Here is a 16,413-nt window from a genome sequence, read left to right on the forward strand (position 1 = left end):
AGGTACTGCCGGTCCACCCCCGTCCCCACGGGTCCACCCCGTCCCGGTGCGCGTATCCCCCGTACGCACCGGGGCGGGGTTCTTTTGCCCTCCACGCTTTGTTCCGTTCGGAAACATTTTGCTCTCGGTTTGTCCACAGGGCGGTCGCTCGGCTGGCTCTTGTCCGGGAGCCGGTTAGGCTCGTGTCCGCGAGGCCAACGCCCCGCGTACCCGCGTCACATCCCAGAAGGAGATGCTCGTGCCGTCCATCGACGTCGTCGTAGCCCGGGAAATCCTGGACTCCCGAGGCAACCCCACGGTCGAGGTCGAGGTCGGCCTCGACGACGGCAGCACGGGTCGTGCCGCCGTTCCGTCCGGTGCGTCCACCGGTGCTTTCGAGGCCATCGAACTCCGTGACGGTGACCCCAACCGTTACATGGGCAAGGGCGTGGAGAAGGCCGTCCTCGCCGTCATCGAGCAGATCGGCCCGGAGCTCGTCGGGTACGACGCGACCGAGCAGCGCCTGATCGACCAGGCGATGTTCGACCTCGACGCCACCGACAACAAGGGCTCGCTCGGCGCCAACGCCATCCTCGGCGTCTCGCTGGCCGTCGCGCACGCCGCGTCGGAGGCCTCCGACCTCCCGCTCTTCCGCTACCTCGGCGGCCCGAACGCGCACCTGCTGCCCGTTCCGATGATGAACATCCTGAACGGCGGGTCGCACGCCGACTCGAACGTCGACATCCAGGAGTTCATGATCGCGCCGATCGGTGCCGAGTCGTTCTCCGAGGCCCTGCGCTGGGGCACCGAGGTCTACCACACGCTGAAGAAGGTCCTGAAGGACAAGGGCCTCTCCACCGGCCTGGGCGACGAGGGCGGCTTCGCCCCGAACCTGGACTCCAACCGCGCCGCGCTCGACCTCATCCTCGAGGCGATCAAGCAGGCCGGTTACGTCCCCGGCGAGCAGATCGGCCTCGCGCTCGACGTCGCCGCGTCCGAGTTCTACAAGGACGGCAAGTACGAGTTCGAGGGCAAGTCCCGCTCGGCCGCCGAGATGACCGAGTACTACGAGGAGCTCGTCTCCTCGTACCCGCTCGTCTCCATCGAGGACCCGCTGTTCGAGGACGACTGGGCCGGCTGGAACGTCATCACCGAGAAGCTCGGCGACAAGGTCCAGCTCGTGGGCGACGACCTGTTCGTCACCAACCCCGAGCGCCTGGCCCGTGGCATCGAGGAGAAGTCCGCGAACGCCCTCCTGGTGAAGGTCAACCAGATCGGCTCGCTGACCGAGACCCTGGACGCCGTCGAGATGGCCCAGCGCAGCGGCTTCAAGTGCATGATGTCGCACCGCTCCGGTGAGACCGAGGACGTCACCATCGCCGACCTCGCCGTCGCCACCAACTGCGGCCAGATCAAGACCGGCGCCCCGGCCCGCTCCGAGCGCGTCGCCAAGTACAACCAGCTGCTCCGCATCGAGGAGATCCTCGACGACGCGGCCGTCTACGCGGGCCGCAGCGCGTTCCCCCGGTTCCGCTTTGCGGACTGATAAGCACAGCAAGGGCTGAGCGCAGCTGCCCTGAGTAGTTACCTACGTCCCCGTACTCGGTCCCGTACCGTGTGCGGGGACGTACGTACGTATCGGGGAGGCGGCACACATGGCCGTGAAGGACCGCGACCGGTTCTCCACCGCGACCAGGCTGCGGCTGCTCGGCGAGCAGACCGCGGAGCGTGTCTACCGCTCCCAGACCAAGCGCCAGGCACGCCGCTCCCGGCTGACGGGACGCGCCGCGCTCCTCGCGCTCGTGCTCTGCTCGCTGGTCGTCGCCCTCGCCTACCCGATAAGGCAGTACGTCTCCCAGCGCGCGGAGATCGCCGACCAGCGCAAGGAGCAGGCCGAGCGCCGCGAGAACGTCGAGAGACTGAAGGACGAGAAGGCCCGCTGGCGGGACGACGCGTACGCGGAGCAGCGTGTCCGGGACCGGCTGCACTATGTGATGCCGGGCGAGACCGGCTTCACGGTGGTCGATCCCGAGGCGGCGAGGAAGCAGCGCACCGACCAGGGGGCCGCCGCCCGACCCTGGTACTCGAACGTCTGGGACGGCGTCGACAAGGCCGACCGCCCGGACGACGACGACTGAGCTCGACAGGGTTCGACCGAGTCCACCCGGGCTCGACAGAACTTCTACGGAACCGATCGAAAGACAGGCATGGAAACGCCCCCGCCGACCACCCCGCGCACCGAGCCCACCGACGCCGACGTCGAGGCCTTCAAGCAGCAGCTCGGCCGCCCGCCGCGCGGCCTGCGGGCCATCGCCCACCGCTGCCCGTGCGGGCAGCCGGACGTCGTCGAGACGGCGCCGCGCCTTCCGGACGGGACGCCGTTCCCGACGACGTACTACCTGACGTGCCCGCGGGCCGCCTCCGCGATCGGCACCCTTGAGGCCAACGGCGTCATGAAGGAGATGTCGGAGCGGCTGACGACGGACCCCGAGCTGGCCGCCGCCTACCGCGCGGCGCACGAGGACTACATCGCGCGCCGTGACGCCATCGAGGTCCTGGAGGGCTTCCCGAGCGCGGGCGGCATGCCGGACCGCGTGAAGTGCCTGCACGTCCTGGTCGGCCACTCGCTGGCCGCGGGGCCCGGCGTGAACCCGCTGGGCGACGAGGCCATCGCGATGCTGCCGGAGTGGTGGCGCAAGGGCGCGTGTGTCTCGACGAGCGAGGAAGAGCGCGCATGACCCGCGTGGCAGCCATCGACTGCGGCACGAACTCGATCCGCCTCCTGGTGGCGGACGCGGACCCGCGGACCGGTGAACTGGTCGACCTGGACCGCAGGATGACGATCGTCCGCCTGGGCCAAGGGGTGGACAAGACGGGCCGCCTGGCCCCGGAGGCGCTGGAGCGCACCTTCGCCGCCTGCCGCGAGTACGCCGAGGTCATCAAGGAGCACGGCGCCGAGCGCCTCCGCTTCGTGGCGACCTCCGCGTCCCGCGACGCCGAGAACCGCGACGACTTCGTACGCGGTGTCCTGGACATCCTCGGCGTCGAGCCGGAGGTCATCAGCGGTGACCAGGAGGCCGAGTTCTCCTTCACAGGCGCGACGAAGGAACTGGCGGGCAGCGACCACCTGGCCAAGCCCTACCTCGTCGTCGACATCGGCGGCGGCTCCACGGAGTTCGTCGTCGGCGACGACGAGGTCAGCGCCGCCCGCTCCGTCGACGTCGGCTGCGTACGCCTCACGGAGCGGCACATCCGCACCGACCCGCCCGCGCCCGCCGAACTGGACGCCGTCCGCGCCGACATCACGGCCGCGCTGGACCTGGCCGAGCAGACGGTGCCGATCGGCGAGGCCCGCACCCTGGTCGGCCTGGCGGGGTCGGTGACGACGGTGGCCGCCATCGCGCTCGGCCTCGACGCGTACGACTCCGCGGCGATCCACCATTCCCGTATCTCCTACGAGCAGGTGAGCGAGATCGCCGCCCGCCTGGCACGGGCCACGCACGACGAGCGGGCCGCCATCCCGGTGATGCATCCGGGCCGTGTGGACGTCATCGTGTCCGGCGCGCTCGTCCTCCTGTCGATCATGGACAGGACCGGTGCCCGGGAGGTCGTCGTCAGTGAGCACGACATCCTCGACGGCATCGGCTGGTCGATCGCCTGAGCACGTCATGTAGCGTCTGAGCGGCTGTTGAGGGGCTCGAAGGACCCGGCGGCGACACTCCGTCGGGAAACTTCGTGAAGTTCTTCACAAGGAAATCGGCTCGGTTGGACGATGTTCAGGGGTTCTGGACCCCTAAAAGTGACCCCAGAGGCCCCCGCGACCCACGACAGTGAAGGTTCGCGAGTGTGTCCGGAGGGTTGGCCGACCGAGTGGTCCAGTGCGGTGGAAGGGTCAGAGCGGCAGCTCACAAGGGGTGCACAACGACTTGGGCTGTCGCGTGGTTCCCCTGGGGCGTCATGACCTGCGTCACGTGGGCGGCGAAGTGTAGCAGAGGGTGTACCCATGCTTGTGAAGGGGCGCACGAGCGACCCCTGCCTGGCAGGTGGATACTCGATGGCATGAGCACCACGGAGCGTCCCAGGATCCTCGTAGTAGGCGGTGGGTACGTAGGCCTGTACGCAGCTCGGCGCATCCTCAAGAAGATGCGCTACGGAGAGGCGACCGTCACGGTCGTCGACCCCCGGTCGTACATGACCTACCAGCCCTTCCTCCCCGAAGCCGCCGCCGGCAGCATTTCGCCTCGGCATGTCGTCGTCCCGCTGCGACGCGTGCTGCCCAAGGCGGAAGTTCTGACCGGCCGGGTCACCACCATCGATCAGGACCGCAAGGTCGCGACGATCGCCCCCCTCGTGGGCGAGGCGTACGAGCTGCCTTTCGACTACCTGGTCATCGCGATGGGCGCGGTCTCCCGCACCTTCCCGATCCCCGGCCTCGCCGAGCAGGGCATCGGCATGAAGGGCATCGAGGAGGCCATCGGCCTGCGCAACCACGTCCTCGAGCAGCTGGACAAGGCTGACTCCACGACGGACGAGGACGTCCGCCGCAAGGCGCTGACCTTCGTCTTCGTCGGCGGTGGCTTCGCGGGTGCGGAGACCATCGGTGAGGTCGAGGACATGGCCCGCGACGCGGCCAAGTACTACAACAACGTGAAGCGCGAGGACATGCGCTTCGTGCTCGTCGACGTCGCGGACAAGATCCTCCCCGAGGTCGGCCCGAAGCTCGGCCAGTACGGCAAGGAGCACCTTGAGGGCCGCGGTGTCGAGGTCTACCTCAAGACCGGCATGGACTCCTGCGTGGACGGCCACGTGGTGCTCAACAACGGCCTCGAGGTCGACTCCAGCACCATCGTGTGGACCGCGGGCGTCAAGCCCAACCCGGCGCTCGCGCGCTTCGGTCTGCCGCTCGGCCCCCGTGGCCACGTCGACACCCAGACGACCCTCCAGGTCCAGGGCACCGACTACATCTGGGCCGCGGGCGACAACGCCCAGGTGCCGGACATGGTCGGCCGCAAGGCCGGCAACGAGAACGCCTGGTGCCCGCCGAACGCCCAGCACGCGCTGCGTCAGGCCAAGGTCCTCGGCGACAACGTGATCTCCGGCATGCGGGGCTTCCCGCAGAAGGAGTACAGCCACGCCAACAAGGGTGCGGTCGCCGGTCTCGGCCTGCACAAGGGCGTCGCGATGATCGTCATGGGCAAGGTGAAGATCAAGCTCAAGGGCCGTCTGGCCTGGTACATGCACCGCGCGTACCACGGCATGGCGATGCCGACGTTCAACCGCAAGATCCGCGTCTTCGCGGACTGGACGCTCGCGGTCTTCCTCAAGCGTGAGGTCGTCTCGCTGGGCGCCATGGAGACGCCGCGCGAGGAGTTCTACGAGGCTGCCAAGCCCGCGCCGAAGCCCGCCGTGGCCAAGGCCGAGCCGGTCGCCGCCGGGTCCGAGGAGAAGGCCAAGGCCTCCTGACCTCCGGTCACTGAACAGCCCCGAGGGGGCCGCCCGCCATCCGTGGTGCGGGCGGCCCCCTCGGGTTTTTCCTTCACCATATACATGGTGCTTACACTTATTTTGCCGATCCGTGACGCGGCAACGGGACTGCGGGAGCGCCCGGTTGGTGTTTACGTGGTGTTGAGCTATCCGGGATCGCCATCACGGAGGTGTGCACCATGCCAGACGCCGCACTGCGGCTGAAGAGCCTCGCCGAACAACTGCTGGGAGCCCCGCTCCCCGTTCGTATTCGTGCCTGGGACGGTTCGGAAGCAGGCCCGCCGGGTGCCCCCACCCTCGTCGTACGCAACCGCCGCGCCCTGCGCCGCCTGATGTGGAAGCCGGGCGAGCTGGGCCTCGCCCGCGCCTGGGTGGCCGGGGACCTGGACGTCGAGGGCGATCTGTACGCCGCGCTCGACCGGCTCGCCGGGTTCATCTGGGAGCGCGACGAGGACGCCAAGAGCCTCCGGGAATCCCTGCGCGACCCGGGGTTCCGCGCCGCGGCCCGCACCCTGATCGGCCTCGCCGCGCCCTTCCTGCCGCCCGCCCCGCCGCCGGAGGAGATGCGCGGCCGTGGCCGTCTGCACCTGCACACCAAGGGCAGCGACCGCCAGGCCATCAGCCACCACTACGACGTGGGCAACGACTTCTACGAGCTGGTGCTCGGCCCCTCGATGGTCTACTCGTGCGCATACTGGGGGGCCGATGATGAGGAAGCCTCGACCCTGGAGGACGCCCAGCGCGACAAGCTGGAGCTCATCTCCCGCAAGCTCGCCCTGAAGCCCGGCATGCGGCTCCTGGACGTGGGCTGCGGCTGGGGCTCCATGGCGATCCACGCGGCGCGCGAGCACGGCGCCTCCGTCGTCGGCGTCACGCTCTCCCAGGAGCAGGCCGCGTACGCCAGGAAGCGCATCGCGGAGGAGGGCCTGACCGACCGGGTCGAGATCCGCGTCCAGGACTACCGCGACGTGCGCGACGGGCCGTACGACGCGATCTCCTCCATCGGTATGGCCGAACACGTTGGCGCCGAGAGGTACTTGGAGTACGCACACGACCTGCACGCGCTCCTCAAGCCCGGCGGCCGGCTCCTCAACCACCAGATCGCGCGCCGCCCGCAGACCGACGAGTCGACGTACGAGGTCGACGACTTCATCGACGCCTATGTGTTCCCCGGCGGCGAGCTCGCCCCCGTGGGATCCACCGTCGGGCAGCTGGAGCGCGCCGGGTTCGAGGTGCGCGACGTGGAGGCGATCCGCGAGCACTACGCCCTCACCCTGCGCCGCTGGGTCGCCAACCTGGAGGCCCACTGGAAGGAGGGCCAGCGGCTCACCTCGCCGGGCCGCGCCCGCATCTGGCGCCTCTACATGGCGGCCTCCGCGCTCGCCTTCGAGCGCAACCGCATCGGCGTCAATCAGGTCCTCGCGGTGAAGACCCCGGAGATCGGCACCTCCGGGATGCCGCTGCGGGCCCGCGACTGGCAGTAGGACGTACACGCGTGGGGCCCCGGACGGTTCGCCGTCCGGGGCCCCACTCCTGCGTACCGCCGAGCGCTACTCGCTCTTGATCGCCATCAGCGGGTTCAGCTTGGCCGCGCTGCGGGCCGGCCACATCGCGGCGAGGACGCCGACCAGGGCCGCGATGGCCAGGAAGATCGCGATACGGCCGGCCGGGATCTCCATCGTGTACGTCTTGACCGTGCCGGAGATGCTGTCGCCCGCGACCCAGCCCATGAAGAGGCCGAGTCCGATGCCGAGCACCGCGCCGAACAGGGAGATGATGACCGCCTCCAGGCGCACCATCTGCTTGACCTTCGCGCGGTCGAGGCCGATGGCCCGCATCATGCCGATCTCGTGCTTCCGCTCGAAGACCGACATGGCCAGGGTGTTGATGACACCGAGGACCGCGATCAGGATGGCCATCGCCAGGAGGCCGTAGAGCATGTTCAGCATCAGGTTGATCGCGCCGGCGATCTCGTTGCTGATCGCGTCCTTGTCCTGGATCTTGATGGCGGGGTTGTCGCCGAGGGCGTCGACGATGGCGTCCTCGGCCTTGTCGGAGGGGCCACCCTCCATCTTCACCAGGACCTGCTGGTCGGTGATCTTGGACAGGTGCGGGTCGACGACGGAGAGCGGAGTGAAGAGACCGTTGATCATCTCGTTCTGCTCGTAGACGCCGGCGATCTTCAGCTCGGCCGTCTTGTCGTCGTCGAACTTCACCGGGACGGTTTCGCCGGTCTTCAGGCCCTGCTTGTCCGCGGTCTCCTTGTCGACCAGCGTGGAGTCACCCTTCAGACCCGCGAGCGAGCCGCTGGTGAAGTCGAGGCTTGCCAGCTTGCCGAAGGCCTTCTCGTCGACGCCGGTGACCTGGGAGTAGGAGCCGCCGGCCACCTCGCCGTAGGCCGTGCGCAGCGGGCTGCTCGCCTTGACGTCGGGGAGCTTGTCCAGCTTCTCGCGGACCTCGGGGGTCAGCGGCTGGTAGTTCGCCATGGAGACGGTGTAGTCGGCCTTCAGGGAACCCGCGGCCATCTTGTTGATGGCGCTGCTCATGGAGGTCGCCACCACCGTCATCGCCGTGATGAGGGTCAGGCCGATCATCAGGGCCGAGGCGGTGGAGGCCGTGCGGCGCGGGTTGCGCACCGCGTTGAGGCGGGACAGTTTGCCCGTGACGCCGAAGGGCTTCAGGAGCGGGGCCGCGGCGGCGATGAACGGGCGCGACAGGAGCGGCGTGAGGACGATGGCGCCGACCATGATGGTGGCGGCGCCGCCGGACTTCACGTAGTTGTCGTCCATGAAGAGCATGACCGTGCCGAGCGCGACGATGATCGAGCCGATGGTGTTGCGGACGACGAGGCCGCGCATGGTCGGCGAAGCGTGGACGCTGTTCATCGCGGCGACCGGTGGGATCTTCGCGGCGCGGCGGCCCGGCAGCCAGGCGGCCAGCATGGTGACGACCACGCCGATGACCAGGGCGACGACGATCGTGGTCGGGGCGATGATGATCGGCCCGTCGGGCAGCGAGGCGCCCGCGGAGTTCATCAGGGACTCCAGGCCCAGGGCCACGCCGATGCCGAGCGCGAAGCCGGTCACGGCGGCCACCAGGCCCACCAGGAACGCCTCGATGAGCACGGAGCGCGTCACCTGGCGGCGAGAGGCGCCGATGGCGCGCATCAGGGCCAGTTCCTTGGTGCGCTGGGCGACCAGCATGGTGAAGGTGTTGGCGATGATGAAGATGCCGACGAAGAGCGCGATGCCCGCGAAGATGAGCAGGACCTGGCTCATGGACTTGGTGTCCTGCTCGATCATCCTCTCCTGGTCGTCGGAGAGCTGGGCGCCGGTGACGGCGTCCGTGTCCTTCGGCAGGATCTTCTCGACCGAGCTCTTCAGCGCCGTCTCGGAGGTGCCCGCGGCGGCCTTCACGTCGATCTCGTCGTACTCGGACTTGCCGAGGACGGTGCGCGCGGTGTCGTCGTCGAACACCACCAGGCTGCCGCCCGCGAGGACGCTGCCGTCCTCGGTGTCGAAGACGCCGCTGATCTTCGCCTTCTTCACGGGGCCGTCGGTGGAGTAGCGGACCGTGTCGCCGACCTTGTAGCCGGTGCGCTCGGCGGTGCGGGAGTCGAGCGCGAGGTCACCGGCGGACTTCGGGGCGGCGCCCTTGGTGAAGTCGTAGCGCGGGTCCTTGCCGCCCTTGCCCGGGAAGTAGTTGGCGCCGGTGGTGCCCCACTCGCCGCCGACCAGCTTGCCGTCCTTGTCGGCGAGCGCGGTGAACCCGGAGACGGTCCCTATCGCCGAGTCGGCGCCGGGCAGGCTCTGCGTCTTGTTCAGGAAGGCGTCGGTCAGGCGCGGCGGCTTCTTGGCCTCACCGCTGTCCTCGCCGCTGTAGGAGGAGCCGTCGCCCTGGATGGCGACGGAGACGTGGTCGAAGCTCTTCGCCGACTTGTTCTTGTAGGCGTTGCCGAAGGTGTCGGTGAAGACGAGGGTGCCGGAGACGAAGGCGACGCCGAGCATGACGGCGAGCACGGTCATCAACAGCCTGGCCTTGTGCGCGAGCACGTTGCGCAGGGCGGTACGGAACATGGGTTTCTGTCCTGGTGGAAGAGAAGGTGGGGCCCGAGGTGGCGCCCCGTAGGGGCGCGGGGAACTGCGCGACAAGCCGCTGACGGCCCGCCGGTGAATGGCCGGCCGACGCCGCTCGGAGCGCTAGCTCGTGCGGCCCTTCGCGTCGAAGTCCTTCATCCGGTCGAGGACGCCGTCGGCGGTCGGCGAGAGCATCTCGTCGACGATCCGCCCGTCGGCGAGGAAGATCACGCGGTCCGCGTACGCCGCGGCCACCGGGTCGTGGGTGACCATGACGACGGTCTGGCCCAGCTCGCGCACGGAGTTGCGCAGGAAGCCGAGGACCTCGGCGCCCGAGCGCGAGTCCAGGTTTCCGGTCGGCTCGTCGCCGAAGATGATGTCGGGCCGCGAGGCGAGCGCGCGGGCCACGGCGACGCGCTGCTGCTGGCCGCCGGAGAGCTCGGTGGGCCGGTGGCTGAGCCGCCCGGCCAGGCCGACCATGGAGATGACCTGCTCCAGCCACTGCTTGTCGGGCTTGCGGCCCGCGATGTCCATCGGCAGCGTGATGTTCTCCAGGGCCGTCAGCGTCGGCAGGAGGTTGAAGGCCTGGAAGATGAAGCCGATCTTGTCCCGGCGGAGCTTGGTGAGCTGCTTGTCCTTGAGGGTGGAAAGCTCGGTCTCGCCGATCCGCACGGAGCCGCCGCTGAAGCTGTCGAGACCCGCGACGCAGTGCATCAGGGTCGACTTGCCGGAGCCCGAGGGGCCCATGATCGCGGTGAACTCGCCCTGCCGGAAGTCGACGGAGACATGGTCCAGGGCGACCACCTGGGTCTCGCCCTGTCCGTACACCTTGGAGAGGTCCGTGGCGCGTGCGGCCACCGCGGTGGTGCGGGCGGCGAAGGGGGTGGTGGTCACGGGGCGGTGCTCCTGTCGGGACGACGAGTGGGGACGTACTCCATCGTCCTTGCGGAACCGGGGCGTGTAGTCAGCCGTTGTTCTGGTTCCGAGGGCCCTCTGCAGTCGGACCCCGAGCGTCCGTGTCATACCTGGGGATGACCCCCACCCCTGAGGCGGGTACCACCTGCCAGTGACCCGCGGACGCCGCGGAGGCGGCTAAATTCCGTCATTCCGTCCCGGAGCCCCCACCACCGTGGAAAGGCCTCCGGCATGTACCGATGGGCCGTACCGGTGGCTGATGCACCCTCAGACGTCAATAAAATAAGACAACATCGGGCTGTTGTTCCGCTGTTCGGGGGACGCTCCCCGATAGGGTCGAATCACTTGATGCGGAGCCCACGGCCTGCCCGGATGGTGGAATGCAGACACGGCGAGCTTAAACCTCGCTGCCCCTAGCGGGCGTGCCGGTTCAAGTCCGGCTCCGGGCACCTCCGCCAAGGCGTCAGCGGTCATGTGCGCCAAGGCATCAGCGCGCCGTTGAAGCGCGCCGCGGTGTGCAGGTCCGCCTCGATCGCCGCCGCTGTCCCGCGCAGGGCGGGAAGCAGCGCCCCGATGGTCTCGTCCAGCGGGGCGGTGCCTGCGTGCTGCGCCACGTTCAGGGCGGCGACCACCCGCCCCGCCGCGTCCTTGACCGGTACGGCGACCGAGCGCAGGCCCTCCTCAAGCTCCTCGTCCGCGGTGGCGTAGCCGTCGGCGGCCGCCCGGTCCAGGACGCGGTGCAGCTCCGCCGGGTCGGTGACGGTGCGCCGGGTGAGGGAGCGGGGCGGGGCGGCCTTCAGGAGGCGCGCGCGGTCCGCCTCCGGGAGTCCGGACAGGAGGACGCGGCCCATGGCGGTGGGGTAGGCGGGGAAGCGCGTGCCGAGCGTGATGTGGACGCTCATGACGCGCACCGTGGCCGCCCGCGCCACGTACAGGATGTCCGTGCCGTCGAGCACCGTCACCGACGCCGACTGGTGGACGCGGCCGGTCAGTTGGCGCAGATGCGGCTCGGCGATGTCGGCGAAGCCGAGGCGGGACAGGCGCGCGAAGCCGAGCTCCAGGACGCGGGGGAGCGGGCGGTAGAGGCGGCCGTCGTGCGCCGCGTACCCCTCCAGTTCCAGGGTGTGCAGGCAGCGGCGCGCGGTGGCCCGTGGCAGGCCGGTGGCCGCGGCGATCGCGGTGAGCGGGAGACCGTCGCCGTGGGCCGGGCCCAGGGCGCGCAGGACGGTGAGGCCGCGGGCGAGCGACTGGAGGAAGTCCGGGCCGAGTTCGGCCTTGGCGGTACTCGGCTGCTCACGCGGAAGGCCCTCCGCGGTGGCATGAGGGGCCATCACATCGGCTGTCCCGTCCGGTAGTTGTGTCGCCGGCAAGGACTCCAGGTGGGCGGCCTCCTCCCGCAGCCGTGGCAGCACGAGCTCCGCCAGGCCCTGTGCCGTGTGCCTGCTGGTGTGGCTCACCGCGGACAGGGCGTACCGGACGCGGCCCGCCGTGTCGCGCACCGGGACCGCCGTGGCGATCAGGCCCGGCTCGATCAACTGGTCGTCCAGTGCCCAGCCCGTCACGCGCGAGTGCTCCACGCGGTCCGCGAGGTCCGGCGGCGGGGACGCGGGGCCGGGCGGCAGCGCGGGGAAGGCGCGGGCCGGGTCGTCGGCGGGGGTGGCCGCCACGCGTGCCCGCCACGCCGCCCACGCCGCCTCGTCCCACTCGGCGGCGAACAGCGCGCCCGGCGCGCACCGCTCGGCGGGCAGCAGATCGCCGATGCGGAAGGCCACCGACATCGCGCGGCGCCGCGCGGCCTGCGTGACGAAGCGGACGCCGTTGCCGTCCGGCACCGCGAGGGACACCGACTCGTCAAGATCGTCCGCGAGCCGTGCGGTGCGCGCGGCGACCTCACCGCTCAGCCCGCTCGCCGCGAGGTAGGCGTTGCCGAGCTCCATCAGGCGGGGCGTCAGGTGGAGTTCCTGGCCCTGCTCGCGTACGTAGCCGAGGCGGACCAGGGTCGCCACGACCCGGTCCACCGTGGAGCGGGCGAGACCGGTGGCGCGCACCAGGTCGCCCGCCCTGACCTGTTCGGCGACGGAGAGGGCGCGCAGCACCGCGAGGCCGCGCTCCAGGGGGCGTACGGACTCTTCTGGCATGGCGCCGCTCCTCGCACGGTGGGAAACCGGCCGCCCCGCAACCGTTGACAGCCGCTGGGTCCGGTCGGAGACTCCCGTCAGCACATTATGAACGAAAGTTCACCAGGCGAACAAGTGGAGGGGTCGGCCGATGCGCACCACCGTCGGAATCATCGGAGCCGGACCGGCGGGCCTGCTCCTGGCCCGCCTGCTGCACAACGCCGGCATCGACTCCGTCGTCCTGGAGACCCGGGACCGCGCCTACGTGGAGCAGCGCCAGCGCGCCGGGATCCTGGAACAGGGCACCGTCGACGTCCTGCGCGAGGCCGGAGCCGCCGCCCGCATGGACCGCGAGGGCATCCCGCACGACGGCATCGAGCTGCGCTTCGACCGCCGCAGGCACCGCGTCGACTTCCCCGCCCTGACCGGCGGCCGGTCCGTGATGGTCTACGCCCAGACCGAGGTCTGCAAGGACCTCATAGCCCTCCAGCTCGCCGCCGGGGGCCCGCTGCTCTTCGAGGCCGAGGCACTCGCCGTCGAGGGCGCCGAGACCGAGCAGCCGCGCGTCCGCTTCCGCCACCAGGGCCGCGAGGACGTCCTGGATTGCGACTACGTGGTGGGCTGCGACGGCTCCTGGGGCGTGGCCCGCAAGGCCGTGCCCGCCGACGTCTCCCGGGTCTTCGAGCGGACGTACCCCTTCGGCTGGCTCGGCATCCTCGCCGACGTGCCGCCCTCGCACGACGAGCTGGTCTACGCCCGCCACGACCGCGGCTTCGCCCTCCTGTCCATGAGGTCGCCGACCGTCACGCGCGCGTACCTCCAGGTTCCGGCAGGCACCGACGCGGCCGACTGGGGCGACGAGGAGATCTGGGACGAGCTCGACCGCCGCCTGGAGACGGACGACCCCGCCTGGACGCTCAAGCGCGGACCCGTCACCGCCAAGTCCGTCACCCCCATGCGCAGCCACGTCCACGAGCCGATGCGGCACGGACGAGTGTTCCTCGCCGGGGACGCCGCCCACATCGTCCCGCCCACCGGCGCCAAGGGCCTCAACCTCGCCGTCGGCGACGTCGTCACCTTCGCCCGCGCCCTCGCCGAGTTCCGCGCCACCGGCTCCGACGCCCGCCTGGAGGCGTACTCCGCGACCTGCCTGCGCCGCGTCTGGCAGGCCGAGCGCTTCTCGTACGCCATGACCACGATGCTGCACCGCGCCCCCGGAGCCACCCCCTTCGACCACCGCGTCCAGCTCGCTCAGCTGGACCGGATCACCTCATCGCGCTCGGCCGAGGCCGACCTCGCGGAGAGCTACACGGGCTTCCCCCTCGACTGAGCCCGCACCCCCGTCCCCCGGTAGTCCCCACTCCACAAAGAAGTGAGAGCCCCGTGACCGCTCCCCAAGGCGCCGCGCCCCAGCGGACCTTCAGATCCGTCGCCCCCGTCATAGCCCTGTGCTGGCTCGTCGTCTTCTTCGACGGCATGGACGTCAACATCTACGGCGCCGTGATGCCGCACCTCATCGACGACGAGGGCTTCGGCTTCACCCCGTCGACGGCGGGCACCATCGGCTCCTGGACCACCTTCGGCATGCTCATCGGCGCCCTCGGCTGCGGCACGCTCACCGACTGGATCGGCCGCAAGCCGATGGTGACGGGCAGCGTCGCGCTGTTCTCCCTGGGCTCCGCGGTCTGCGCGCTCGCGCCGAGCGCCGCGGTCTTCGGCGGCGGGCGGTTCATCGCCGGGCTCGGGCTCGGCGGTCTGATGCCGATCAGCCTCGCGATCGTCGCCGAGTTCGCGCCGCCGCGCAGGGCCGCGCTCGCCACCGGCCTGATGATGACCTCGTACCACGCGGGCGGCATGGCGGCCACGGGCCTCGGACTCTGGCTCGGCCCCGACCACGGCTGGCGCGTCGTCTTCTGGGCGGGCGTGATCCCCGCGATCGTCGCCGTCCCCCTCGTACTGAAGTGGCTGCCCGAGTCGCCCGGCGTGCTGCTCGCCAAGGGCCGCAGGAGCGAGGCCGAGGCCGTCGCCGCCCGGTATCTGCTGCCGTCCCCGACGCTCGCCGAAGCCCCCGAGGCGGGCGCCAAGGGGCGCTTCGCCGCCGTCGCCTCGCTCTTCACGCCGGGTCAGCGTCTTGCGACCCCGCTCCTCTGGCTCGCCTCCTTCGCCGGACTGCTGCTCGTCTACGGCGTCTCCACCTGGCTCCCCGAGCTGATGCGGGCCTCCGGCTACTCCCTGTCCTCCTCCGTGACCTTCCTGATGGTGATCAACGCGGGCGGCATCGTCGGCATGCTGGTCGCGGGCCGGGCCGCCGACAGGTTCGGCGCGGTGCGGATCTCCGCGATCTGGTTCCTGCTCACCGCCTGCGGAACCTTTCTGCTCAAGGCGGAGCTGCCGCTCGGCGTCGCGTACGTGATCGTCTTCATGACCGGCATCTGGCTCTTCTCGGCGCAGGTGATGGTCTACGCCTCCGCCCCCTCCGTCTACACGCCCGCCCAACGCGCCACCGGGCTCGGCTGGATCACCGGCGTCGGACGCACCGGCGCGGTCGTCGGGCCCTGGCTGGGCGGTGCCGTCGTCGCCGGCGGCAACGCGTCCCTCGGCTTCACGACGTTCGCCGTGGCCGCGGTGCTCGGAGCCGTCGCGATCTCGCTGGTGCCACTCGTCCGGCGCAGCCGCCGTACCCCGGCCGACGAGGGTGTATCCCCTGCCGCACCGGGAACAGAGAGGACCGGGCCCGTCGTTCTTGGTCACAAGGAGGGAAAGATCCTCCCCAAGCACTAGGGTCTTTGTTTTGCCTACGCATTACTCTTGACCCAAAGCCACGCCCGGTGGCCATGGAGGAGTGAAATGAGGAGCAGCAACCCGGTCTTCTCGCGACGGGGGTTCAGCCGCGACAACGGCTACGCGGGCTTCGGCACGCAGCCGCAGGCCGGGGGACCCGCGGGCGGGACACAGACCCAGCAGGGCAACCCGTACGCGGGCACCGCGGGCCAGCAGGCCCCGGCCAACCCGTACGCGACGAACCCGTACGCCCAGCAGGACCTGCAGCACGGCGCCCCCCAGGCGCCCGTAACCACCGCCGGCCGCATGACGATGGACGACGTCGTCCTGCGTACGGCCACCACGCTCGGCACACTCGTGGTCACGGCCGCGCTCGCCTGGGCACTGCTGCCGGTGGACGACGCCAACATCAGCAAGTCGTACGGCATCGCGATCGGCGCCGGCCTCATCGCGATGGTGCTCGGCCTGGTGCAGGCCTTCAAGCGCAAGGCATCGCCGCCGCTGATCCTGACGTACGCCGCCCTGGAGGGTGTCTTCCTCGGCGTCGTCTCCAGCGTCGTCGACAACCGCATCGCGAGCGGCGCGGCCATGCAGGCCGTGATCGGCACGATGGCGGTCTTCGCCGGTGTCCTCATCGCCTACAAGGCGGGCTGGATCCGCGTCAACCGTCGCTTCTACGGCTTCGTGATGGCCGCGGCGATGGGCTTCCTGCTGCTGACCGCGGTGAACCTGCTGTTCATGGTCTTCGGCGGCGGTGACGGCCTCGGCTTCCGCAGCGGCGGCCTCGGCATCGTCTTCGGCATCGTCGGCATCCTGCTCGGCGCGTGCTTCCTGGCCCTGGACTTCAAGCAGGTCGAGGACGGCATCGCGTACGGGGCGCCGAAGGAAGAGTCCTGGCTCGCGGCGTTCGGTCTGACGATGACGCTCGTCTGGATCTACATGGAGTTCCTGCGTCTGATCGCCATCCTGCAGGGCAACGACTGACGCGTGTGAGGCAATGAAGGGCCCCGCGGAACGTATGTTCCGCGGGGCCCTTCGCCGTTGTGTGTGAGTGGTGTGTG

12 protein-coding genes and 1 tRNA gene are annotated in these 16,413 nt (G+C 70.1%); 10 read left to right on the top strand and 3 right to left on the bottom strand.

Annotated elements, in window-relative coordinates:
* Positions 1 to 232: 232 nt before the first annotated feature.
* The 6 genes from eno (at position 233) to OG302_RS24905 (ending at position 6,947) form a co-directional block, all read left to right on the top strand.
* A complete protein-coding gene (gene eno, locus OG302_RS24880) occupies positions 233 to 1,525 on the top strand; it encodes a phosphopyruvate hydratase (RefSeq protein WP_371528805.1) in 1,293 nt (430 codons plus the stop codon).
* 109 nt (positions 1,526 to 1,634) lie between these two features.
* Positions 1,635 to 2,117: a septum formation initiator family protein gene (locus OG302_RS24885; protein WP_371528806.1), complete on the top strand. Its 483-nt coding sequence runs from the start codon at positions 1,635 to 1,637 to the stop codon at positions 2,115 to 2,117.
* Positions 2,118 to 2,186: 69 nt separating this feature from the next.
* The gene (locus OG302_RS24890; RefSeq protein WP_371528807.1) at positions 2,187 to 2,717 is read left to right on the top strand and encodes a DUF501 domain-containing protein; all 531 of its coding nucleotides are present in this window, start codon (positions 2,187 to 2,189) and stop codon (positions 2,715 to 2,717) included.
* Positions 2,714 to 3,640, top strand: coding sequence for an exopolyphosphatase (locus OG302_RS24895; RefSeq protein WP_371528808.1), 927 nt, complete (start codon positions 2,714 to 2,716; stop codon positions 3,638 to 3,640). The genes OG302_RS24890 and OG302_RS24895 overlap by 4 nt, the downstream gene beginning before the upstream one ends.
* 398 nt (positions 3,641 to 4,038) lie before the next feature.
* Positions 4,039 to 5,442 (top strand): NAD(P)/FAD-dependent oxidoreductase, encoded by a 1,404-nt coding sequence (locus OG302_RS24900; protein WP_361832607.1) that lies wholly within the window; start codon positions 4,039 to 4,041, stop codon positions 5,440 to 5,442.
* A 200-nt stretch (positions 5,443 to 5,642) separates the two neighbouring features.
* A complete protein-coding gene (locus OG302_RS24905; RefSeq protein WP_371528809.1) occupies positions 5,643 to 6,947 on the top strand; it encodes a class I SAM-dependent methyltransferase in 1,305 nt (434 codons plus the stop codon).
* Positions 6,948 to 7,013: 66 nt separating this feature from the next.
* On the opposite strand, the gene OG302_RS24910 is transcribed toward OG302_RS24905, so the two are convergent.
* Positions 7,014 to 9,539, bottom strand: coding sequence for an ABC transporter permease (locus OG302_RS24910; RefSeq protein WP_371528810.1), 2,526 nt, complete (start codon positions 9,537 to 9,539; stop codon positions 7,014 to 7,016).
* A gap of 123 nt (positions 9,540 to 9,662) precedes the next feature.
* Positions 9,663 to 10,433, bottom strand: coding sequence for an ABC transporter ATP-binding protein (locus OG302_RS24915; protein WP_361832613.1), 771 nt, complete (start codon positions 10,431 to 10,433; stop codon positions 9,663 to 9,665).
* Between the two features lie 387 nt (positions 10,434 to 10,820).
* On the opposite strand from OG302_RS24915, the gene OG302_RS24920 reads away from it, so the two are divergent.
* Positions 10,821 to 10,903: transfer RNA gene (locus tag OG302_RS24920), tRNA-Leu, on the top strand.
* Positions 10,904 to 10,924: 21 nt separating this feature from the next.
* On the opposite strand, the gene OG302_RS24925 is transcribed toward OG302_RS24920, so the two are convergent.
* On the bottom strand, positions 10,925 to 12,592 hold the full coding sequence (locus OG302_RS24925; RefSeq protein WP_371528811.1) for an IclR family transcriptional regulator C-terminal domain-containing protein: 1,668 nt from the start codon (positions 12,590 to 12,592) through the stop codon (positions 10,925 to 10,927).
* 130 nt (positions 12,593 to 12,722) lie between these two features.
* Between OG302_RS24925 and OG302_RS24930 the strand changes: the two genes are divergently transcribed.
* The 3 genes from OG302_RS24930 (at position 12,723) to OG302_RS24940 (ending at position 16,336) form a co-directional block, all read left to right on the top strand.
* Positions 12,723 to 13,901, top strand: a complete 1,179-nt coding sequence (locus tag OG302_RS24930; RefSeq protein ID WP_371528812.1) for a 4-hydroxybenzoate 3-monooxygenase — start codon at positions 12,723 to 12,725, stop codon at positions 13,899 to 13,901.
* Positions 13,902 to 13,954: 53 nt separating this feature from the next.
* Positions 13,955 to 15,352 (top strand): MFS transporter, encoded by a 1,398-nt coding sequence (locus OG302_RS24935; RefSeq protein ID WP_371528813.1) that lies wholly within the window; start codon positions 13,955 to 13,957, stop codon positions 15,350 to 15,352.
* Between the two features lie 66 nt (positions 15,353 to 15,418).
* The gene (locus OG302_RS24940; RefSeq protein ID WP_361832621.1) at positions 15,419 to 16,336 is read left to right on the top strand and encodes a Bax inhibitor-1/YccA family protein; all 918 of its coding nucleotides are present in this window, start codon (positions 15,419 to 15,421) and stop codon (positions 16,334 to 16,336) included.
* Positions 16,337 to 16,413: the final 77 nt, after the last annotated feature.

Source organism: Streptomyces sp. NBC_01283 (assembly GCF_041435335.1).
Classification (GTDB): Bacteria; Actinomycetota; Actinomycetes; order Streptomycetales; family Streptomycetaceae; genus Streptomyces.

Coding starts and splice junctions, on each gene's coding strand:
- eno (WP_371528805.1), top strand. CDS start 233: ATGCTCGTGCCGTCCATCGACGTCGTCGTAGCCCGGGAAATCCTGGAC.
- OG302_RS24885 (WP_371528806.1), top strand. CDS start 1,635: ATGGCCGTGAAGGACCGCGACCGGTTCTCCACCGCGACCAGGCTGCGG.
- OG302_RS24890 (WP_371528807.1), top strand. CDS start 2,187: ATGGAAACGCCCCCGCCGACCACCCCGCGCACCGAGCCCACCGACGCC.
- OG302_RS24895 (WP_371528808.1), top strand. CDS start 2,714: ATGACCCGCGTGGCAGCCATCGACTGCGGCACGAACTCGATCCGCCTC.
- OG302_RS24900 (WP_361832607.1), top strand. CDS start 4,039: ATGAGCACCACGGAGCGTCCCAGGATCCTCGTAGTAGGCGGTGGGTAC.
- OG302_RS24905 (WP_371528809.1), top strand. CDS start 5,643: ATGCCAGACGCCGCACTGCGGCTGAAGAGCCTCGCCGAACAACTGCTG.
- OG302_RS24910 (WP_371528810.1), bottom strand. CDS start 9,539: ATGTTCCGTACCGCCCTGCGCAACGTGCTCGCGCACAAGGCCAGGCTG.
- OG302_RS24925 (WP_371528811.1), bottom strand. CDS start 12,592: ATGCCAGAAGAGTCCGTACGCCCCCTGGAGCGCGGCCTCGCGGTGCTG.
- OG302_RS24930 (WP_371528812.1), top strand. CDS start 12,723: ATGCGCACCACCGTCGGAATCATCGGAGCCGGACCGGCGGGCCTGCTC.
- OG302_RS24940 (WP_361832621.1), top strand. CDS start 15,419: ATGAGGAGCAGCAACCCGGTCTTCTCGCGACGGGGGTTCAGCCGCGAC.